Source organism: Clostridium sp. LS (genome assembly GCF_002760435.1).
GTDB lineage: Bacteria > Bacillota > Clostridia > Clostridiales > Clostridiaceae > Clostridium.
Window position 1 is genome coordinate 16,152 of sequence record NZ_AUUU01000075.1, and the last position, 21,380, is coordinate 37,531.

Annotated in this window: 17 protein-coding genes; 2 read left to right on the top strand and 15 right to left on the bottom strand. The window is 30.1% G+C overall.

The features are described from left to right. Positions 1-62: 62 nt before the first annotated feature. From COL3_RS17445 to COL3_RS17500, 13 genes are all read right to left on the bottom strand, one after another. Positions 63-1,043 (bottom strand): substrate-binding domain-containing protein, encoded by a 981-nt coding sequence (locus tag COL3_RS17445; protein ID WP_008419594.1) that lies wholly within the window; start codon positions 1,041-1,043, stop codon positions 63-65. A 58-nt stretch (positions 1,044-1,101) separates the two neighbouring features. Beyond that, a complete protein-coding gene (locus tag COL3_RS29715; protein ID WP_008419592.1) occupies positions 1,102-1,995 on the bottom strand; it encodes a methyl-accepting chemotaxis protein in 894 nt (297 codons plus the stop codon). Next, entirely contained in the window at positions 1,979-3,097 is a 1,119-nt protein-coding gene (locus tag COL3_RS29720) for a cache and HAMP domain-containing protein (protein ID WP_008419590.1), read from the bottom strand. Before COL3_RS29720 ends, COL3_RS29715 begins: the two co-directional genes overlap by 17 nt. Positions 3,098-3,327: 230 nt before the next feature. Next, positions 3,328-3,702: a DUF2085 domain-containing protein gene (locus COL3_RS17455; RefSeq protein WP_242982153.1), complete on the bottom strand. Its 375-nt coding sequence runs from the start codon at positions 3,700-3,702 to the stop codon at positions 3,328-3,330. Continuing rightward, positions 3,683-3,907, bottom strand: a complete 225-nt coding sequence (locus COL3_RS17460; protein WP_008419586.1) for a hypothetical protein — start codon at positions 3,905-3,907, stop codon at positions 3,683-3,685. The genes COL3_RS17455 and COL3_RS17460 overlap by 20 nt, the downstream gene beginning before the upstream one ends. Before the next feature lie 273 nt (positions 3,908-4,180). After that, positions 4,181-6,115, bottom strand: a complete 1,935-nt coding sequence (locus tag COL3_RS17465; protein WP_008419584.1) for an ABC transporter ATP-binding protein — start codon at positions 6,113-6,115, stop codon at positions 4,181-4,183. Further along, the gene (locus COL3_RS17470; RefSeq protein ID WP_008419582.1) at positions 6,102-7,841 is read right to left on the bottom strand and encodes an ABC transporter ATP-binding protein; all 1,740 of its coding nucleotides are present in this window, start codon (positions 7,839-7,841) and stop codon (positions 6,102-6,104) included. Before COL3_RS17470 ends, COL3_RS17465 begins: the two co-directional genes overlap by 14 nt. Positions 7,842-7,893: 52 nt before the next feature. Next, positions 7,894-8,325 (bottom strand): MarR family winged helix-turn-helix transcriptional regulator, encoded by a 432-nt coding sequence (locus COL3_RS17475; protein WP_008419580.1) that lies wholly within the window; start codon positions 8,323-8,325, stop codon positions 7,894-7,896. A 199-nt stretch (positions 8,326-8,524) separates the two neighbouring features. Then, positions 8,525-9,505 carry an effector binding domain-containing protein gene (locus COL3_RS17480; protein WP_008419578.1) on the bottom strand — a complete coding sequence of 327 codons (981 nt, stop codon included), beginning with the start codon at positions 9,503-9,505 and terminating at the stop codon, positions 8,525-8,527. Positions 9,506-9,614: 109 nt separating this feature from the next. Then, complete coding sequence (locus COL3_RS17485) at positions 9,615-11,126, bottom strand: serine hydrolase domain-containing protein (protein ID WP_008419575.1); 1,512 nt, start codon at positions 11,124-11,126, stop codon at positions 9,615-9,617. 351 nt (positions 11,127-11,477) lie between these two features. Beyond that, positions 11,478-12,041 (bottom strand): isochorismatase family cysteine hydrolase, encoded by a 564-nt coding sequence (locus COL3_RS17490; RefSeq protein ID WP_008419573.1) that lies wholly within the window; start codon positions 12,039-12,041, stop codon positions 11,478-11,480. 240 nt (positions 12,042-12,281) lie between these two features. Next, positions 12,282-13,034, bottom strand: coding sequence for a TSUP family transporter (locus COL3_RS17495; RefSeq protein ID WP_008419571.1), 753 nt, complete (start codon positions 13,032-13,034; stop codon positions 12,282-12,284). 165 nt (positions 13,035-13,199) lie between these two features. Continuing rightward, on the bottom strand, positions 13,200-14,438 hold the full coding sequence (locus COL3_RS17500) for a GNAT family N-acetyltransferase (protein WP_008419569.1): 1,239 nt from the start codon (positions 14,436-14,438) through the stop codon (positions 13,200-13,202). Positions 14,439-14,871: 433 nt separating this feature from the next. Here COL3_RS17500 and COL3_RS17505 point away from each other — a divergent pair, with 433 nt between their 5' ends. Then, on the top strand, positions 14,872-15,474 hold the full coding sequence (locus COL3_RS17505) for a hypothetical protein (RefSeq protein WP_008419568.1): 603 nt from the start codon (positions 14,872-14,874) through the stop codon (positions 15,472-15,474). A gap of 129 nt (positions 15,475-15,603) precedes the next feature. Here the strand turns inward: COL3_RS17505 and COL3_RS17510 are convergent, their stop codons facing one another. After that, the gene (locus COL3_RS17510) at positions 15,604-17,319 is read right to left on the bottom strand and encodes a methyl-accepting chemotaxis protein (protein WP_008419566.1); all 1,716 of its coding nucleotides are present in this window, start codon (positions 17,317-17,319) and stop codon (positions 15,604-15,606) included. 207 nt (positions 17,320-17,526) lie between these two features. After that, on the bottom strand, positions 17,527-19,242 hold the full coding sequence (locus tag COL3_RS17515; RefSeq protein ID WP_035282496.1) for a methyl-accepting chemotaxis protein: 1,716 nt from the start codon (positions 19,240-19,242) through the stop codon (positions 17,527-17,529). A 361-nt stretch (positions 19,243-19,603) separates the two neighbouring features. Here COL3_RS17515 and COL3_RS17520 point away from each other — a divergent pair, with 361 nt between their 5' ends. After that, on the top strand, positions 19,604-21,265 hold the full coding sequence (locus tag COL3_RS17520; protein WP_008419562.1) for a glutamine--tRNA ligase/YqeY domain fusion protein: 1,662 nt from the start codon (positions 19,604-19,606) through the stop codon (positions 21,263-21,265). The last annotated feature ends 115 nt before the right edge of the window (positions 21,266-21,380 follow it).

Consider the following 21,380-nt stretch of genomic DNA (forward strand, 5'->3'; position numbering starts at 1 on the left):
TTCTTTAAATAATAAAAAGGGATTTAATTTATAGATTTACATAGTTATTTATAAAATTTAAGTTAGCTCATATACTTATTTACGTTTTCCTTGCTTACTTTTTCAAAAGGTACCCATATATGTTTTCCATCCTCAGCTAGATTTTCTATATTAGATAAAGTCCTTCCTGAGCCTAATTGAATAGCAGCATCTACCGAACTTTTACTTTGTCCTTTTGCAGATTGATATACTGTAAGTTTCATGCTTCCATCAACGACAGCTTTGCATCCCTCAGGTGTTGCATCAATTCCGACAATAGGCACTGATGAAGGATCAATATTATTCTCCTTAAACGAATCAATTACTCCAAGTGCCATTTCATCATTATTAGCAATTACACAATCAAATTTTTGACCTGTAGATAAAAATACATTAAACATGTCTTTTGCCTCTTGTCTACTCCAGTTTGCATTATCTTCAAAAACATACTGTGCATTTATTCCTTTTTCTTTAAGTGTATCTTTCACTGCAATTGTGCGTCCCTTGGTAGCTGAATGTCCCTTTTCTCCCTTAAGTAAAACCACTTTTAAATCATTTTTATTTTTTAGATAATTTGCAATATACTCTGCTTGATATTGACCTGCCACCTTTTCATCCGAAGCTACATAGATATATTTATCTTTTTCCAACAAACTATCATCTGGACTACTATTCATAAATACTATAGGTAGCCCTTCTGCTGCTCTTTTGAGTTGAAGTGCTGTAGCTGGGTTTACTGGTGCACATATTATAGCATCATATCCTCCTGAAACCGCCTCCTTCATATGGGATACTTGAGTTTCTATTGATCCTGCTGCATCCATTATATTTAATTCAACATTTTGACTATCAGCATAGTTTTTGGCACTTGTTGCCAAAAGCTTACGATAATTATCTGAAACATCTGAAACTGAAAATAAAACTTTTACTTTTTTATTTGAAGATGAACTTCTCTTTGTGCTGCAGCCTGAAATCATAACGAACATCATAATTATAGTTAAAATTATAGCTATTTTTTTCTTCATTTATACTCCTCCTTAGAACTTTCTACGTAGCTTTTGCAAAGCTTTAATATAAAAATACTTATATTTTAAACATTTGAATATGCTTACTAAGTTCATCAGACGTATTGAACAAATTCTCAGCATCAATAGCCACCTTTTCGCTGTTTTTAGTAATATTATTTGATTGTGTAACCATAACTTCTGAAGTTGCTAATATTTCTTGAGAACTTGCAGCTTGTTCCTCTGATATAGCTGCTACTGTTGTTGCAACATCATCTAAATGTCCAACCTTTTCAATCATACTTTGAATTAAATCATTAGTAGAATTAATCTTGCCAAATATACTGTCAAATGTATTCACAGTTTCGCTTATTAAATAACTGCTCTCATTTATATACTCTGCACTTTCATGGGACTGCTTTACAGTACCAGTAACAAGTTTATTTATTTCACTTACAAGAGATGAAATGTTTTTAACTGATTCAGAACTTGTATTTGCTAATTTTCCTATTTCACTTGCCACAACTGCAAACCCTTTTCCTGCCTCTCCTGCCCTTGCGGCTTCTATTGATGCATTTAATGATAAAAGGTTAGTCTGTTCTGCAATTCCTCCTATGACATTTATTATACTAGTGATTTCTGATGAAGATTTTCCAACATTATTTATAGCTAATTCAAGAGCAGTAATTGAATTTCTTATATTCTCCATAGCTGCATTTACTTTTTCCATATCTTGTCGGCCTTTTTCTGAAATACTAATGGTTTCCTTCATCTTTTCATTTACATTGTTACCATCATCTCTTGTATTAGAAACAACATTTGCTAAAGTAGTTGTGTTATCTGCTATTTCACTTACTGAACTTGATAATTGTTCAACTGTAATGTTCAAATTTTGCATAGATTCAGTTTGAAGTTTAGATGAATCATAAAGTTCTTTGGAAATCACTGTACTTCCATCAATCAGCTTGTTCATTCATTTTATTTGATACACTTCTAATGTTATCTATCATACTGCGCATTACCCCTATAAAGTCCTTCACACTTTGTAGCATAATAGAAATTTCATCATTTCCCTTTACATGCACATCAACTGTAAAATCCCCCTCAGTCATTGAAATTATTGTTTTAGTAAGTTTTCTTATTGGCTTAATAACAACTTGTACAACTCTTTCTACTAGTGCAGCCAAGATAATGATAGAAATTACTCCAATTACAATCATAAAAGTACGAAGTTTCATAAGTTCTGATAAGATAGATTTTGTTGGCACATATGATACAAGAATCCAATTAGTTCCTTCTACTTCTTTAAATACAACCATGTTATTTTCTAATTCGCATGAATTGTATTCTTTATTATCAAGTTTTACAGCTATTTCTTTAAGAAATTTATCATTATTGCTTGAATCAAGCTTAGTTGAAATTAATGAGCTATCCCTATTAGCTACAATTGTTTTATCAGTTTTATCTATGAGAAAAGCTTCTGCATTATCCATATCAATCATCGAGTTTACTATAATTGATACTTTATCCAGAGAAAGATCCACAGAAATAACCTTTATTTTCCCCGACTTATCATTTAATATTGAAGAAGCACTAACAACATTCTTACCTTCTTCATTTTTATACGGAGTACCAAATGCCATATTAATACGTGTAAGTCCCTCTTTATACCATACAGAGTTTAATATGTTTTTATCTGACTTATTAGATTTATCTGCTTTAAATAATTTTCCACTTTCATCAGCTATATAAAATCCTTCTTTATAATTATCATCATACCTATAATATTTATTTAGCAAATTTTGCAGTTGACTATCACTTAGGTTTGTCCCCTCTAATGAAGTCTTTAACGCCTTGAATGATGCTAAATTTTCATTTAACAATGATTCAATTTGGTCAACCTGTTTTTTACTTGAAGTTTCTAATAAATTATTGGCTGAATTAGTTATTATTTCTTTAGACTTACTATAAGAAATAAAAATAAGAGATGAAACTATTATAGCCATCATTGGAATAATAATTCCAAGTAATTTTGTTTTGATTGAAATCTTATATTTCAATTCTCCATTTTTCATGAAAATCCCCCCAATTGTCGTATTTTGTAATCCCATGTATTAATATCAAGCACAAATCTATAATACAACTTTTTTGCCTTTACGTAAACGTTCTTCTACAATTTTCTATCTTTGTATTGTTTTTTTCACACAATTTATATATTAATATAAATATTTTTCAAAAAAAAAAGGCCGCAAATGAATTTTTATTCACTTGAAGCTTTTAACCATATATTAAAATATATAGTATTTCAATATATGAAATATAAAACTATATCTATTAACATATAAACTAAACCAATACCAGCTAGAATTCCTGTTATTAACCTTCTAAAATTAGTTGATTTTTTAACTTTTAATAACTGCACTAAACCATCAAATGACATGATTAAAATTAATGCTCCACATATCTTTAAATTAATTCTAACCTTCAAAATAAATAAAAGTATAGAAACTATGTGCCCTATATAAATTCCAGTACACCTTGCACATACTGGAAATTGATATCCTTTAAAAGAAAAACTTCGTTCATGCATTTGATGACAACCACTTACAGCTCCAATTTTCATTAAATATATCCATATTCTTGTTTTTCTATCGACCTTTTCATTTAAATCTTGCACCACAATTTGCACACACCCTATATGTATTTGTTTTAGCTTTACTCTTTCCCATACCAAGTAATCCACATATCAATCCTATAGGTCCAAAACATATATACCCCAAACAGCCTTTTCCTACACCAAAACCTTTTGTAGTTTCTGTTACATCACTTACTACTTGAACATTAAGACTTCCGCATTTAGGACATCCAACATTCACATTACTCATAATTATAATCCTCCATAATAATAAAAACTATTATAATTATACTATCAAAGAATGATATGTTACAATACTTTGCTTTATATTCCATAATATTACTTGCTCTGACTAGTAAAGTTAGAAAAGCTGCTCAAATCCAATCAGAATTAGCAGAAAAACTTAACAATCTAATCAATAAATTTCAAATTTAAATATACTTACTGGAATTCTTTTATACATATAAAAGGGATATCTCCAAATGATATTTCATCATTTGGAGATATCCCTTAATAATGTCATTTATGATAACTCAAAGGCTCCTGTATATAATTGGTAGTACTTACCTCTTTGCTCAATTAAGTCATCATGATTTCCTCTTTCAATAATTTTACCTTGATCTAATACCATGATTACATCAGAGTTCTTAATTGTAGATAGTCTATGTGCAATTACAAAAACAGTTCTTCCTTTCATAAGTTTATCCATACCATCTTGGACAATCTTTTCTGTTCTTGTATCTATACTTGAAGTTGCTTCATCTAATATTAAAACAGGTGGATCTGCAATAGCTGCTCTAGCAATTGTCAGAAGCTGTCTTTGCCCTTGCGATAGGCTTCCACCATCCCCTGTAAGCACGGTATCATATCCTTTTGGAAGATGCCTTATGAATGTATCTGCATTTGCAAGTTTTGCTGCTGCACGTACTTCTTCATCTGTTGCATCTAACTTTCCATATCTAATATTATCTGAAACTGTTCCTGTAAATAGGTGTGCATCTTGAAGTACTATTCCAAGAGAACTTCTTAAATCGTCCTTTTTGATTTTATTAATATTAATTCCATCGTACCTTATTTTACCGTCTTGAATATCATAGAAACGGTTAATTAAGTTTGTGATAGTTGTCTTTCCAGCTCCTGTTGCACCAACAAAAGCAATTTTTTGCCCTGGCTTTGCAAAAAGTTTTATATTATGAAGTATTATCTTTTCATCATTATATCCAAAATCAACATCATCAAATACTACCTCGCCAAGAAGTTTTGTATAAGTAGTTGTCCCATCTTCATGAGGATGCTTCCATGCCCAGATTCCAGTACGTTTTTTAGCTTCAGTTAGTTTTCGATTTTCATCTTCAATTGCATTAACTAAAGTTACATAACCTTCGTCAGTTTCTTTTTCTTCATCAAGAAGCTTGAAGATACGCTCTGCTCCAGCAAGTGCCATAATTACAAAGTTAAATTGTTGAGCCATTTGGTTTACTGTTTGGCTGAAAGTTCTTGTTAACTGTAGGAAGGATGCGAGAGCTCCAATAGTAAATCCAGCAAACTCTCCAATAGCAATAACAGATCCAAAAATAGCAACAGTTACATAATTTATATAACCAATGTTGTTCACAACTGGCATTAAAGCATTGGCATATTTATTTGCGTTATTTGCACTGTTACAAAGAGCATCATTTAATTTATCGAAGTTAATTCTTGCTTCTTCTTCATGGCAAAAGACCTTTACAACCTTTTGACCTTCCATCATCTCTTCAATATAACCATTTACTGCACCTAAATCTCTTTGCTGAGCTCCAAAATATTTTCCACTTTTCGCTCCAATAAACTTGGTTACATTCACCATTAAAAAAATAATTACAATTTGAACTATTGTTAATGGAATACTTAAAAAAATCATTGAAATAAATACACTAACAACTGTAATAATCGCTGATAACAATTGCGGTATACCTTGGCTGATCATTTGCCTTAATGCATCAGTATCATTTGTGTAAAGACTCATCACATCCCCATGAGCATGTGTATCAAAAAATTTAATCGGCAAAGTCTCCATATGAGCAAACATATCATCTCTTATTTTCTTAAGAGATCCTTGAGAGATTATAATCATTATACGGCTGTATATATAAGTTGCTAAAACTCCAACAAGATAAATTGTTGCTAATGTAATAATCATTTTAAGCAGGGGGCCAAAATCTGGAGCTCCAGATGCCTTTAAAAGTGGTGCTATATAATCGTCAATTAAGTTTCTTAAAAACAATGTACCTATAACATTAGCAAGGGAGCTTATAATAATTGTTACTAATACAATGATAAATAGCACCTTGTATTCTTTAAGAACATAAGCTAGTAATCTTTTCAATGTTTTTAAAGAATCTTTACTAACTTTTGCATGCCCTCGAGGTCCACCCGGTCCACGCATTGCTCTAGGTGCTTTAGCATTATTTTGACTCATTATTATCAGCTCCCTTCACTTGTGATTCATATACTTCACGGTATATATCATTTGATTCTAGTAATTCTTCATGATTACCAAATCCATCTATTTTTCCATCGTTTAATACCATAATTTTATCTGCATCCTGCACCGAAGAAATACGTTGAGCAATAATAATCTTTGTTGTATGTGGTATTGTCTCAATAAATGCTCTTCTAATAAGCGCATCAGTTTTAGTATCTACAGCACTAGTAGAATCATCCAAAATTAATATTTTAGGTTTCTTAAGTAATGCCCTCGCAATACAAAGTCTTTGCTTTTGTCCTCCTGATACATTTGTTCCACCTTGTTCGATAAATGTATCATACTTGTTAGGTAGGTTTTCTATAAATTCCTCTGCTTGAGCTTGTCTACATGCATTAATTATTTCCTCATCAGTTGCATTCTTATTTCCCCATCTAAGGTTTTCTTTAATTGTTCCTGAGAATAAAACATTTTTCTGTAATACCATAGAAACTTCATCTCTAAGAGTCTCTATATCGTAATTTCTAACGTCAACTCCACCAACTTCTACAGTCCCGTTAGTAACATCATGTAATCTTGGGATAAGCTGAACAAGGGTTGATTTTGCACTACCTGTACCTCCTATAATACCTATAGTTTCCCCAGAATTAATCTTTATGTTAATGTCTTCCAAAACTAAATTTTCCTTATCTTTGCTATAACTAAAGTCAACATTCTTAAAGCTTATAGATCCATCCTTAACCTCATAGATAGGATTTTCTATATTTGTTAAGTCACTTTTTTCTTCTAGAACTTCTATAATTCTTTCGGCAGATGACTTAGACATAATTACCATAACAAATACCATTGAAAGCATCATAAGACTGATTAGTATATTCATTGTGTAAGCAAATAAGCTCATCAATTCCCCAGTTGTTAACGAGTTTGAAACAATCATTTTCGCTCCAAGCCAAGATAAAAGCAGAATACAAACATAGACAGTAAACTGCATAGCTGGTGCATTGATTATTATTAATTTTTCAGCTCTCATAAAATATTTATATAGTATTTCAGAAGCTTTATAGAATTTATTTGTTTCATGTTCCTCTCTTACATAAGCCTTAACCGCACGAATTCCAGTCAAATTTTCTTGAACACTCGCATTTAAATCATCGTATTTCTTAAATACTTCTACGAAATATGGATGTACTGTTGTCATAATAAAGTATAATACAACTCCTAGAAATACTATGGCACCTAAGAATATTAAAGCTAATCTGGCATTAATATAGAAACTCATAATCATGGCAGAGACTAACATAAATGGTGATCTAACAGACATTCTTGTTATCATTTGAAATGCATTCTGAACATTTGTTACATCTGTAGTTAATCTAGTTATAAGTCCTGCTGTTGAATACTTGTCTATATTAGAAAATGAATAATTTTGTATATTATAATACATTGCTTTTCTTAGATTTCTTGCAAAACCAGTTGATGAACTAGCTGCGTATTTACCTGATAACACTCCGAAAGTAAGAGATAAAAAGGCTGCTACAAGCATTGCTGCCCCAATAATAATTACATATTTCATATCTCTTTTTTGTACCCCATTATCAATAATCAGTGCCATTAAAAATGGAATAATTGTCTCCATAATCGCCTCTAAAGCAACATATGTTGGGGTGAGAATCGTATCTCTTTTAAATTCTGCTATGTAATTTGCTAATTTTCTTATCATAATTTTCCTCCCTTTTGTTAGGTTTCTAACAACTATTTTAAAAAAAATTGCATTAATCAGCAATTTTTTTACTTAATCTATCAATTAAAGCAACTAATATATTAAATTCATCTTCACTTAATTCGTCTCTTAAGGATTTTTCGAATTTTAGAATAAACTCATATACATTTCTTTGGATCTCTAAGCCTTTTTCGGTAAGGACTATCTTTTTAAGTCTTGCATCTTCAGAAACACTTACTCTTTTAACCAAGCCATTCTTTTCCATTAATTGAAGTACACTGGTTACTGAAGAACGTCTAATTGCAAATTCTTCTTCTATATCTCTTTGGAATATATCTCTTTTATCAGAATTAAATCGTATAAAAGCAAGTATTTTGGCTTGAACATCTGTTAAACCGTATTGTACAGCCTCTTTGCTTATTGTTCTATGAATTCTCTTTGATAGTATACTTATTTTTTTGCCTATATGTATTTCATTATCCATATTTATATACTCCTATCAACTTGTTAGATTTCTAACTATTATTAGTCTAAATTAATTTTTAATCTTTGTCAACACAGTTTTTATAACTATATTATATTTCTTTGTGGAGAATTATTAAATTTAATAACTTCATATAAATAATTTTAGCTGACCACAATTTTGTGATCAGCCAATTATTCAAATATCTTTAAAAATTCTCTTATTTATTTCCCTTCAATTTTATTGGATACAATAAATCGAGCTGAAGTTCATCAGTTTCTTGCCAATTAAAACTTGCATTATAAACATAATTAATATGTTCTTCAAGTAATCCACACATAAATTCACCATTATCTTCAGCACTGTTAGATTCATATTTTTCATTTTCAACTGTAACCCAATTTTGTAGTAATTGCCACTCATGAAAATTCGGAAAAACAATTGTATGAGCTGCATATAGCCCTCCATTAAAATGCTTTTTCTTAAGCGGCTTAGGTACTTCCATATCTTCCTGAATTGTTACCCATAGTTCATATCCGTATATTGATTTTTCCGGCGATGGGTTTGGATGATTGAACCCAAAGACACGCGCATCCGGTTTTATTTTATACAATTTGCTTTCTTGTATAAAATTCTTAAGCTGCTTCCCAGCATTATCTTCAGGGTTTTCTCCAATACAGTGACTTGCTGCAATTGTACATGGAGGCAAATGAATAATCCTAACATTTTTTAATAATGACAGACTTTCTGTTGCCTTATTTAAATCTTCCATCGACTTTTCCTCCTTCAACTTTGTTTTTTGTAAGGATAAGGAGTCAATAATATCAGCTATGGAATCATCACTCAATAAATTAAGTTTACCTTGCTTTTGCAACTTATTTATAAGACTATCTAATATTTCTTTGATTGTAGATAATGCATTTACTTCTTCTGTAATTTCAATTACATTTTTCTTAAAAACTTTAATTGCAAGAGCAGCCTCATTCCCACTAAGGATCTCATTAATTTCCTTTAATGGTATACGAAGCTTTCTTAAAATAATTATTTGTTGTAAGCATAAAATGGAATTTTCATCATAAACTCTATATGCATATCCATCTTTTCTAGTACTTACCACAAGACCTATTTGCTCATAGTAACGTAGAGTTCTAGTAGAAATTCCAAATATTCTTGAAACTTCACTTATTGTCTTCAGTTCCATACCTTCATTTCCCCCCTTTTCCTTAATGAAAGTATAAAGTACGACGCGACGTCAGAGTCAATAGAAATACCAAAAGTTACCTTTATGGTAACTTTTAACAAATTCGATATTAAATCTGGATTTCTTTAACCTGTTTTCTATACCTTAAATAAGGTACAAAAAATGTTAATTTTATAATACCTGCTACAAATAGCACTATAGGTATTAAAACTATCAACACACCAAAATCTGGTACAAATAGTATAAATGTTCTTATTGGCGTTTGAAGGCTACTAGCAAAGATATCTGGTACAAAAAAAGCAATTAATAACGGTATTAATAAATTAAATATAACTAATATTAATATATTTAATTTGCTGAGTTTTAATTTATTCTTCCATTTAAAAGCTCTAACTAGCACCATAAAAAGCAATAATATAATTATCACTCCAGCTGCATTAATTACTGTACGAATAAATGAAGTATCAAACGTGCTTTTTTCAACTGAAGGCTCTTTTCCATGCAATATATCTATAACTCCACTTGGAATATCTGCATAAGCTTCACCATTTGATAAGGTCGCAGAAATAGTATCATTTGAATTAAAAAGCATTGCTATTCCTAAATTTTCATTTGTGTATATTCTTACATCTGTGTGAAAATTTTCTGTATCTCCAAAATGATTGATATATGAGTTAGAAATAAACCAGCCAGCTCCATATGGCACATTAGAATTGCCTAAATTACTATGAGTATTCGACATGCCTTCCCTAGAGATAATAGAATTATTTTTATACTCACCACTATTCATTTCTGCCATCAAATAATGAGACATATCTTCAGAACATGAAATCAAATATCCAGCTGGTACTGAAGCCTCATGTTCTGGCTTATTAATTGGTAACATAAAACCAAAACAGGAGTTATATCCATTAGTAAGTCCATTTTTCAACCCATCATTTTTATTTGTATAACTATGCTTCATCTCAAGTGGTTTAAATATATTTTCTTGTATATATTGTTCATACGATATCCCTGAAACAGCTTGTATTACTGCACCAAGAATAATATAGTTGGAGTTTGAGTATTGAAACATTTCTCCTGGAAATTTGCTTAATTTTAAATATTGTTGATTGCGAACAAATTGTTCAATATTAGTATTATCACTCTGCAAAGCTTTACGCCCATCATATACTGAAAATCCACTTGTTTGACTTAAAAGATGTTTTATTGTAATCTGTTTTGATAATTCACTATCTGCTAAATTAAACCATGGTAAATATTTTTGAACTGGCGCATCTAAATCAATTTTACCTTCATCAACTAGCTGCATTACTGCTAGTCCAGTAAACGATTTACTTATTGAACCCAAAATAAATGGAGTTTCCTCTGTTACAGGTTTATTTTTTCCATCTATACCATAACCTTTTAAGTAAATTATTCTATCATCTTTTACAACTGCAAGTGAACATCCAGGTATTTTTTCGCTTTTCATTTTTGTATTAATAAATTCATCAATTTTATTACTGTCAATATTATCAATGCTTATCTCTGATTGAGCTGAAACTGGAATAAAAAACATTGAAATCATTAAAAACAGAATAAATATTCTTTTAATTCTAGTTCTAATCCTTCTACTCATATTACACCCTACCCCTAATCAATTTATCATTATAATCAAAGTTTTTATGAAACATTTAGATATTTAAAATGTAAAAATGCTAATAACGTCACTTTCTCAAATACTAAACATATATTATTTAAAATCTTTATATCAAAAAAACAAGAAATTATAACTTTAATTCCACATCATGAATATTATATCACATTTTGAATAATATTGAATAAATTCAATATTATTATATTATTATTTAATTTAGATTAACGTTATTAATTCTTTCTTATTGTTGATAAACATTAATAGGATGTAATTAACGAAGTTTTTTAACATCATTAATAAATATAATTATTTACACAAAGTAAAAAAAATCCATCATCTTTCTTCTACTTCTGAAATGTCTTTTTCCAATTCTTCAAGACTCAAAATAGTACTTTTAATAAAAAGCCTTAAATATTCTATAGCTTGTCCATTGTTCTCACTTTCCGAAAGTACGCAATCTTTTAATACACTGACTAAAATATCCCTGTTATATGCATCTACTGCTGTAAATCTAATACAAACATCTGTTGCGTATCCTGCTAAGTATATATGTTCAATTTTGTTTTCATATAAGTAACTTTCAAGATTTGTATTATAAAAAGCAGTAAATCTACACTTGTTTATAATAAGATCCTCTTTTAACGGCAGCAATTCATCAACAAATTCACTTTCCCAACTTCCCTCTTCACACCACATTCTCTCTTGATGTAATCTTACTCTTGGCCAGTTGCTTTTATTTCTTCTATACAAAGTTCTTACATAAATAATTGGCACATTTTTATTTCTTGCTATGTTTAATGCCTTTGATATGTTGGGTATAAGGAGTCTTTCGAATTCTTCATATTTCAAATCTTTAAATATTTTCTGCATATCAATTATGAGTAATGCAGATTTCATAATATAACCTCCGATTCTTTTAAAAAATTCTAATAATAGCCTACATAATCACATCCTTGAAAACATTTAATCACTATTATAATATTCAAAAGCCTCTCTATTTATTGTAACGCCAATATTATTCCATAAAATTTCTACGTTTATTTAATAATCTTAGTTCACTTGTGTTTATAATCCTATAACATTTGAGGGTACATACAAACTTTCACGTATAAATAATTCATTTAATAGAAATTATATCTATAATATCTCAAATAGTATTTTGACAAAGAAAACTGTAAGCACAATTATAATTATTGGACGTACTATTTTTACTCCGCTTTTAGTAAAATAGCCAGAACCTATGTAATTTCCAGCTATACTAAATAAGCCTGCAATCAATCCTAACATCAAATACACTTTCCCGTTTATTATAAATGTTATGAGTCCCGCTATATTTGATGATAAATTAATAGCTTTCGTTATTCCTGCAGCAGCATTTAAACGTAAATTGGCAATACCTGTAAGCATCAATATTAAAAATGTCCCTGTTCCTGGACCATAAAAACCATCATAAATCCCTATAAGAAATGCAATCAAAATACATATTATATAAGTTTTATAATTTATTAATGTTTCTACATTCTCGTTCTCATTAAGATTACGTTTTCGCAAAACATAGAATGCAATAACCGGCAGAATTGCTAGCATTAAAATTTTAAAATATAAATCATCAATTTTTAATGAAATCATAGCTCCAATTGGTGATCCTATCAAAGCACAAATTGCACTACAAGCTGCCAATTTTAATTTTATGTACCCCTTTTTTGCATATCGGTATGTTGATATAACTGTTCCCATACTGGCGCTCATTTTGTTTGTTCCAATAGCAAAATGAACAGGTATACCTGCAAATATAAATGCCGGAAGTGATATGAGTCCACCCCCTCCTGCAATGGCATCTACAAAGCCAGCAAGAAAAACCAGCGGGCATACTATAATATATTGAATCATTTTAGGCCTCCTCATTAGTTTATGTATGAATTGATAATATCAACATTCATGCATATAATCAAATTTTTTTATTATGCAACTAGTTTAATTATTATATAAACGTCTTTAAGGGATACAATATTAAGCTAAATATTGTATCCCTTAACTATTGATTTTAAACATCAACTAAAAATAATCTGAGAAATAAGGCTTTTCAACAGGTATTAACTGTTCTAAAATTTTTAACATATAATATTCAGTCTGAATTCTTCCACACTCATATAAAAATGTAGGCCGCTTATATCCCATAAGCATAGTTGTTAACGTCTGAATATCCATTTCAACTAAGTTAGCTGCGTGAGTATCATCAGTTTTCTCACAAAATGTTTCTCCACTTTTCCAGTAAATACTGAAAACTCCATTATTCCACTTTGCTAAAGGATCACTAATTTTAAAATTTAGTTTTAATTTCTGTAATTTAACTAAAAAAGGATACTTTAAAATAAAATCTTGTACATTTATAATTCTTGCCATGAAATAAGGTTCTATAGTCTCAACTATCTCACTATCTTCAAATAGAAAAGCCATGGGTTCCCCAGAGTAATTATTACCTTTCACCTCATTTACCATGGAATAATGTGCACTTATATAATTCCAAATCCCATGATGCGCTTCAGTATTTAAATAAACCATTTCTTTAATGTAAAAAGTATCATTTCTAATATAATAAATCAGATAACCAAGAGGCTTATGGTTTTTACTATAATAAATCGCTGCAATAATATCATCGCTATCCCAACGCCAATATTCGTCCCAAGCTAGTTTATCACGAATCATTGCACCATGACGCTGCATTGAAAAATAGTCATGTACGTTTAAAAGATCTTCACATTCCAATTCCACACGCTCCATCATTCCTTCTACTGGCCTCTTTTTAGGTAGCTGAGAATCCTTTATTGTGAATGTAATCTTATCTGAAATTATTTCCCATCCGTGTTTTCTATAAAGAGGAATTGAATAAGGATATAAAAAAGAGATAGATTGTCCTTCTTTATACATATGCATAATAGCCTGCTTAATTAGCGATTGAATTAACCCTTTTCCTGTATATTCAGGATAGGTAGCAACTCCAGTAACTCCCCCCATTTTACATATATTATCATGAATATTTACCTGCATAGAGTATACTACTATCATTGAAGCTAGTTTATCATGGTAGAACCAACCAAGAACATAAGCGTTTTTAAGAATAGGCATTTTTGCATGCATAATTTGCTCTTCTGTCCACCCAGTATGAAGTAAATCTTCCATTGTTATTTGAAAAGCATATCGTAAAAGTCCATTAAATTGTTCTAAATCATTTTCTGCTAATTTTCTCATCTTAAAATCGCCATTTACTTCAATAAAATTTTCCGTGTCTTCCATAACTCCTCCTTGTTTTATACCGTCAAACTTATTATTAATAAAAATTAAGAACAATATGCCTTTATAGCATAAATTTAATTAACTATAACTCTCTAAAAAATAATACTCGTAAAAATACATTGTTACTATGATTATATTATAATTGTTTGGTTATATATAGTCAATTTTACAACGTTTACCTAAAGGTAGTAAGTTAACTTCTATTTCTTAATAAATTTATTCAAAAAACAAATTGTCAATTACAAATTTATCTAAAACATATTATGATAGAATGCGCTTTTATATTCCACATTTATTTTGTTCTGTTTTCTATGTAAATTTTTTGATAATTAGAGTATTAATTAAAAAATCGTCTTATGTACTATATTTTCATATAAATAGGATAAGCTATAATTATACTTTTCTTTAGTATTCTAAAAAAGGAGTAGATTTAATGAAAAATAAAAATAGCAAACTAGCCATTGGACTTGCAATATTGTTTCAGATAATAGCCATAAGTACCCTTATTTTTAAGATTATATCTAAGCAATGGAATGACTTGTACTTATTATTACTTGTTGTTATCTGCATTCTTATTCCTTTTACAATTACATATATTGCCAACAAAAAAAACTTATTATTGCCTTCAAGCTTTCAAATAGTCTCCTTAATATTTATTCTTCTTGCACAGTATTTTGGTGAATTTCTTCAATTTTATACTAAATTTTCATGGTGGGATTTATTTCTTCACGGAAGTTTTGGATGCTATGCAGTTATTACTATACTACATTTAATACAAGGAATTATTACAAATGAGAAAGGAGTAACTAAAAAGCGCTTCATTATATTTTCTGGAATTTTAGCTTTTTGCTTTGCTATTACTTTAGGAACCTTATGGGAAATTTTCGAGTTTCTAGGTGATTATTTTTTAAAAACAGATATGACAAATGGAAGCCTGCAGGATACAATTACCGACCTTATGGTTAAAGCCGTATTAGCACTTACTACCTCTTCAATTTACTGTTATATAAAATTAAAAAAATCAAAATTTCAATAACCAAAATGTGTTGAAAATATTTTTAACAAAATTCACATAATAAAAAAAATCTCCATCAGGTGAAAAAGAAGGGACCCACACTTTTTATCTGTGGACTTCCTTCTTTATTTTTTTAAATGTACCTTTATTTTAAATTATAAATTTATGCACCATTTCATTAAGCTTTTCTGCTAGCTCCGCTTGATGTTGTGCAGTTTTCGCAACTTCTCCAATAGCCTTTGTTGTTTCATTAATACTTTCTTTTATTGTTTCAGCATTTTCAGAGGATTTTTGCGCAGTTACAGCAGTATTTTGTATTGCTTCACTTACTTGATTTATTGTAGCTGTAAGTTCTTCTGACATGGAAGCTATCTCTTCTGACATATTAGTTACAAACTCTGCATCATTATGATACTGATTACCCATTTCTTTCATTGACTCAAATTGTGGATCTACAGTATCCTTTATAAAGTCCAACACGTCTTTACTATTATCAGATAGGTTTTTAAATGCTGTCTGTACTTTTGCAATTGTATCTTTTATATTAGTGACTGCTTCCGATGATTGTTCCGCTAAACTCCTTACTTCTTCTGCTACTACTGCAAAGCCCTTTCCTTGTTCTCCTGCTCTTGCCGCTTCAATTGCTGCATTAAGGGCAAGCAAATTTGTTTGTTCAGATATCTCTGCAATTGTATCTGCCATTACTTTAATAGTCTCAACAACTTGTCCATCCTTTATTGCTTTTAATCCTTTTTCCTTCTTTTCTTCATATAATTTTCGCACTTCTTCTACAGACGATTTACCTTTTCTTTGAACCTCCAATGCTCTCTCTTTTGATTCATTAGCATTGTTGCTTCCTTCCATTGCTCTATTTGATAATATGTTAACACTAGAATCTACTTCTTGAACCGATGCACTTATTTCTTCTGCTGACGCACTTGTTTCTTGTACATCATTTGTAATATCATTTATGGATGCATTTATGTTTTCTGCAGTTAATGTTAGTTCTTCTGCTGTAGCAGAAAGTTCTTGACTTGCTGCATTCATATCCAAGGATTTTTCCATTATTTCCTTTATTAACAAACGTATATCCTTTTGCATTAAAGATAATGAATTTGCCAATTCACCTATTTCATCTTTACGCTTTAAAACCTTCTCTGGTATATTTCCAGTAAAATCGTGCTTAGCTAAAATCTTAATATAATCAACAATTGAATTTAGCGGATTAGCAATTGTTTTTGAAATGATTGCAGCTAAAATAGTAGCTATAATTATCGATAATATAACTAAGACTATAAACATATTAACAGAATTCTTAAGATTAACTATGTTTTGAGAATTCATATCTTCAGCTTCCTTAGTATTATATTTGGCAAGCTCAATTAATTTATTTTGAAATTCATCTGCCTTACTAAGAGATGCCTTATATTTTGCTAATGCTTCCTCTGGTTTACCATCCATTGCTAACTTTATGCTGGCGGCTCTCGCTGTCCTATATTCTGCTAGATCAGCTTCAACAATTGAACTTGTATCTAATTCATATTGATCAAGTTTGGTTTCTTTATATTTTTTCCAATTCTCATCATATGTTTTTACCCTTGTATCAATATCATTTAGTTTTCTCTTTTGCTCTTCAGTGTCATTAGTATTTAAAATTATATAATACATATCTGCTTCTATAGCTCTAGCTTGAGCTCTATTATCATTTAACCATTCAACTGATAGTAAATTTTGATTATACATTTCCGTCGCAGTGTTACTCGCTTTCAGTGTATAGAAATACCCGCTTCCTCCTATAAAAATGAGCAATAAAATCATTACTGTTGAGAATAAAAAAATCTTCCTTTTAACCTTCATGTTGTTCATCTGTATTATTCCTCCTTTTTGTTGTGCATATCTTATATAATGTAAACAAAATTAAATCATAATTATATCGCTTATATCAAATAATTAATTTTATAGAATAATCATTATTTAATAATATCACAAATACAACTCTAGAACAATACATTAATGTTAAAGAATGGTTAACTGCATGTCATATTTCATCTTACTGCCCTTTTATTTATTATTTTAAATTTTAAATTTATGTACCATTTCATTAAGTTTTTCTGCCAGTTCCGCTTGATGCTGCGCCGTTTGAGCAACTTCCTCTATAGCTTTTGTTGTTTCACTAATGCTTTCTTGTATTGTTTCAGCATTTTCAGCTGATTTTTGTGCTACCCCCGCTGTACTTTGTATTGCTTCACTTACTTGAGTTATTGTTTTTGTAAGTTCTTCAGACATAGAAGCTATCTCTATAGACATATTAGTTACAAAGTCTGCATCGCTATGATACTGATTACCCATTTCTTTCATTGACTCAAATTGAGGGTCAACTGTATCTTTTATGAAATTTAATATGTCTTTGCTATTATCTGAAAGATTTTTGAATGCAGCCTGTACTTTTACAATGGTATTGTGTATATCATTTACTCCCTGAGATGATTGTTCAGCTAATTTTCTTACTTCGTCTGCTACTATTGCAAAGCCTTTTCCTTGTTCACCAGCCCTTGCCGCTTCAATCGCTGCATTTAATGCAAGTAAATTTGTTTGTTCTGATATACCTGCAATTGTATCTGCCATTACTTTTATATTTTCGACAACTTGTCCATCCTTAATGGCCTTTAAACTTTTTTCCTTCTTTTCTTTGTATAATTTTCTTGCTTCTTCTACTGAGGCTTCACCTTTTCTTTGAACCTCTAATGCCCTCCCCTTAGATTCATTAGCATTGTTACTTCCTTCTATTGCTTTGCTTGATAAAATATTAATATTAGAATCTACTCCTTGAATAGATGCACTTATTTCCTCTGCTGACGCCCCTGTTTCCTGCACATCATTTGATATACTTTTTATTGCAGTATTTATATGCTCTGCTATTGCTGTTAATTCTTCTACAGTTGATGAAAGCTCTTGACTAGATGCATTCATATCCATTGATTTTTTCATTATTTCTTCTATTAATGTACTTATGTCTTTCTTCATTATTAATATTGAGTTTACAAGATCACCTATTTCATCTTTTCTTCTTAAATCATTTTCAGAAATAACTCCGGTAAAATCTCTTTCAGCCAAGACATTAATATACTCTATTGCTTTATGTAGTGGCGTAGTAATTGATCTTGAAATAATAATTGACAATGCTATTGCTATAGTAATAGAGGATAGTCCTAATATTACAAAAATTGTTATTGAATGATGGGAATCTATAATGTTTTGAGCATTTATTTCATCTGCTTTCTCAGTATTATATTTTGTTAGTTCCTTTAGATTATTTTGAAAATCATTTGCTTTCCTGATGCAAGTACTATATTTTTCTAATGCTTCCTTTTGTTTTCCCTGCATAGCTAACTTTATACATTCATCTCTTATTTCTGTATATGCTTTTAAGTCATTTTCAATAACTGGAACTGTATCACTCTCATATGTATCAAGATCACTTTCTTTATATTTTTCCCAGTTATCATTATATAATTTTTCCCTATCTTTAATATCGTTATACTTAATTCTTTGCTCTGCCTCATCTTTAGCATTCAATATTATGTAATATACATCGGCTTCAATAGCTTTTGCATGAGTTCTATTATCATTAAGCCAGACTACTGGTAACAATTTTTCTTCATACAAGGATGTTACTTTGTCGTTTTCTATTGATATATAGTAATATCCAACTCCTCCTATAAAAGCCATCAAAAGAATCATTATAGCTGATAATAAGAAAACCTTTTTCTTAACCCTTAAGTTGTTCATTAACACAATTATGCCTCCTTTGCAAGTATTGCATTTTATAAAATTCATTTCCTAAAGTTACGAAGATTTATAAAAGTATACTTCTTCTAAGAATAGATAAGTTATCCTAACAAAGAATTAATATTTATATAATGTTAGCATGCAAATATTGGATTATCATTACTGGCATGTTAAATTAAGGTTATTTAATCCGCCTCCTATTTACAGCTTTAGGTGAATGAATAATTTTATCTTTATTTTTTTTCTATATTAGATTAAAATTATTATTAAGTAAAAATAACAATATTGCTAAAGGAGAATACTATTTTTATATAATGTATTCTTTTCTTAATTTAAATACAGTTATAAGTGAGGTAAAATAATGTCAAATGAAATTAATTCTTCTAATTTTATAAGAAACATAGTTGTTGAAGATTTAGAGAGTGGAAAACATAAAGAAATAGTTACTCGTTTTCCTCCTGAACCTAACGGTTACTTACATATAGGTCATGCTAAATCTATTCTTTTAAATTTTGGTTTAGCTGATGAATTTAAAGGAAAAACTCATTTAAGGTTTGATGATACAAATCCAGTTAAAGAAGACACCGAATATGTTGAATCAATTAAAGAAGATGTGAAATGGCTTGGTGGAAACTGGGATGATCTTTTCTTTGCATCTGATTATTTTAATGAAATGTACAATAGAGCTGTTTTATTAATAAAAAAAGGTAAGGCTTATGTTTGTGATTTATCACCTGAAGAAGCTAAAGAATATAGAGGTACATTAACTGAACCAGGTAAGGAAAGTCCTTATAGAAATAGATCTATCGAAGAAAACTTGGATTTATTTGAAAGAATGAAAAATGGTGAATTTGCTGATGGGGAAAAAGTTCTTAGAGCTAAAATCGATATGGCTTCACCTAATATTAATATGAGAGATCCTATTATATATAGAATATCTCACTCTACTCACCACAATACAGGTGATAAATGGTGTATCTATCCTATGTATGACTTTGCTCATCCATTAGAAGACGCTATCGAACATATTACTCACTCTATCTGTACTTTAGAATTCGAAGATCACAGACCACTTTATGACTGGGTAGTAGAAGAATGTGAAATGGACTCTACTCCAAGACAAATTGAATTTGCAAGGTTAAACATGACTAATACAGTTATGAGTAAAAGAAAGCTTAAACAATTAGTTGATGAAAAAGTTGTTGACGGCTGGGATGATCCAAGAATGCCTACTATTTGCGGACTCCGTAGAAAAGGCTGTACTCCTGAAGCATTAAGAAATTTCTGTAACGCAATTGGGGTTGCTAAAGCTAATTCAATTGTTGATTCACAAATGTTAGATTACTTTATAAGAGAAGATTTGCAACTAAAGGCACCTCTAGCTATGGCTGTATTAAACCCTTTAAAACTTATAATAACTAATTATCCTGAAAGTGAATGTGAGATGCTTTCTATAGAAAATAATGCCAAGGATGAATCTCAAGGTACAAGACTTGTGCCCTTCTCTAGAGAATTATATATTGAAAGAGAAGACTTTATGGAAGAACCACCTAAGAAGTACTTTAGATTGTTTCCTGGAAATGAAGTTAGATTAAAGGGAGCATACTTTGTTAAGTGTACAGATGTAATTAAAGATGAAAATGGCAACGTTACAGAGATTCACTGTACTTATGACCCTGAAACTAAGAGTGGTTCTGGTTTCACAGGTAGAAAAGTTAAAGGAACTATCCACTGGGTAGATGCAAAAACTTGCCTTCCTGCTGAATTTAGATTATACGAACCTCTAATATTAGATGATGAAGAAGAAAATGAAGGAAAGCACTTCCTAGAACAAATAAATCCAAATTCATTAGAAATATTACAAGGCTTTATTGAACCAACTGCATTTAAGGATGCAAAACCCCACGACAAATTCCAAATAGTTAGAAATGGTTTCTTTAACGTGGACACTAAATATACAACTAAGGATAAGCTAGTATTTAACAGAATAGTACCATTAAAATCATCATTTAAGCTAAGCTAACGCAGATAACAAAAATTTATGTTAAGAACAAAAGTGGCTGTGCCACGTTTTATTAGTCAGAATAATGAATGGTGAATAATTAATGATTAAGGTTGAAATTACTTCGTAATTTCTT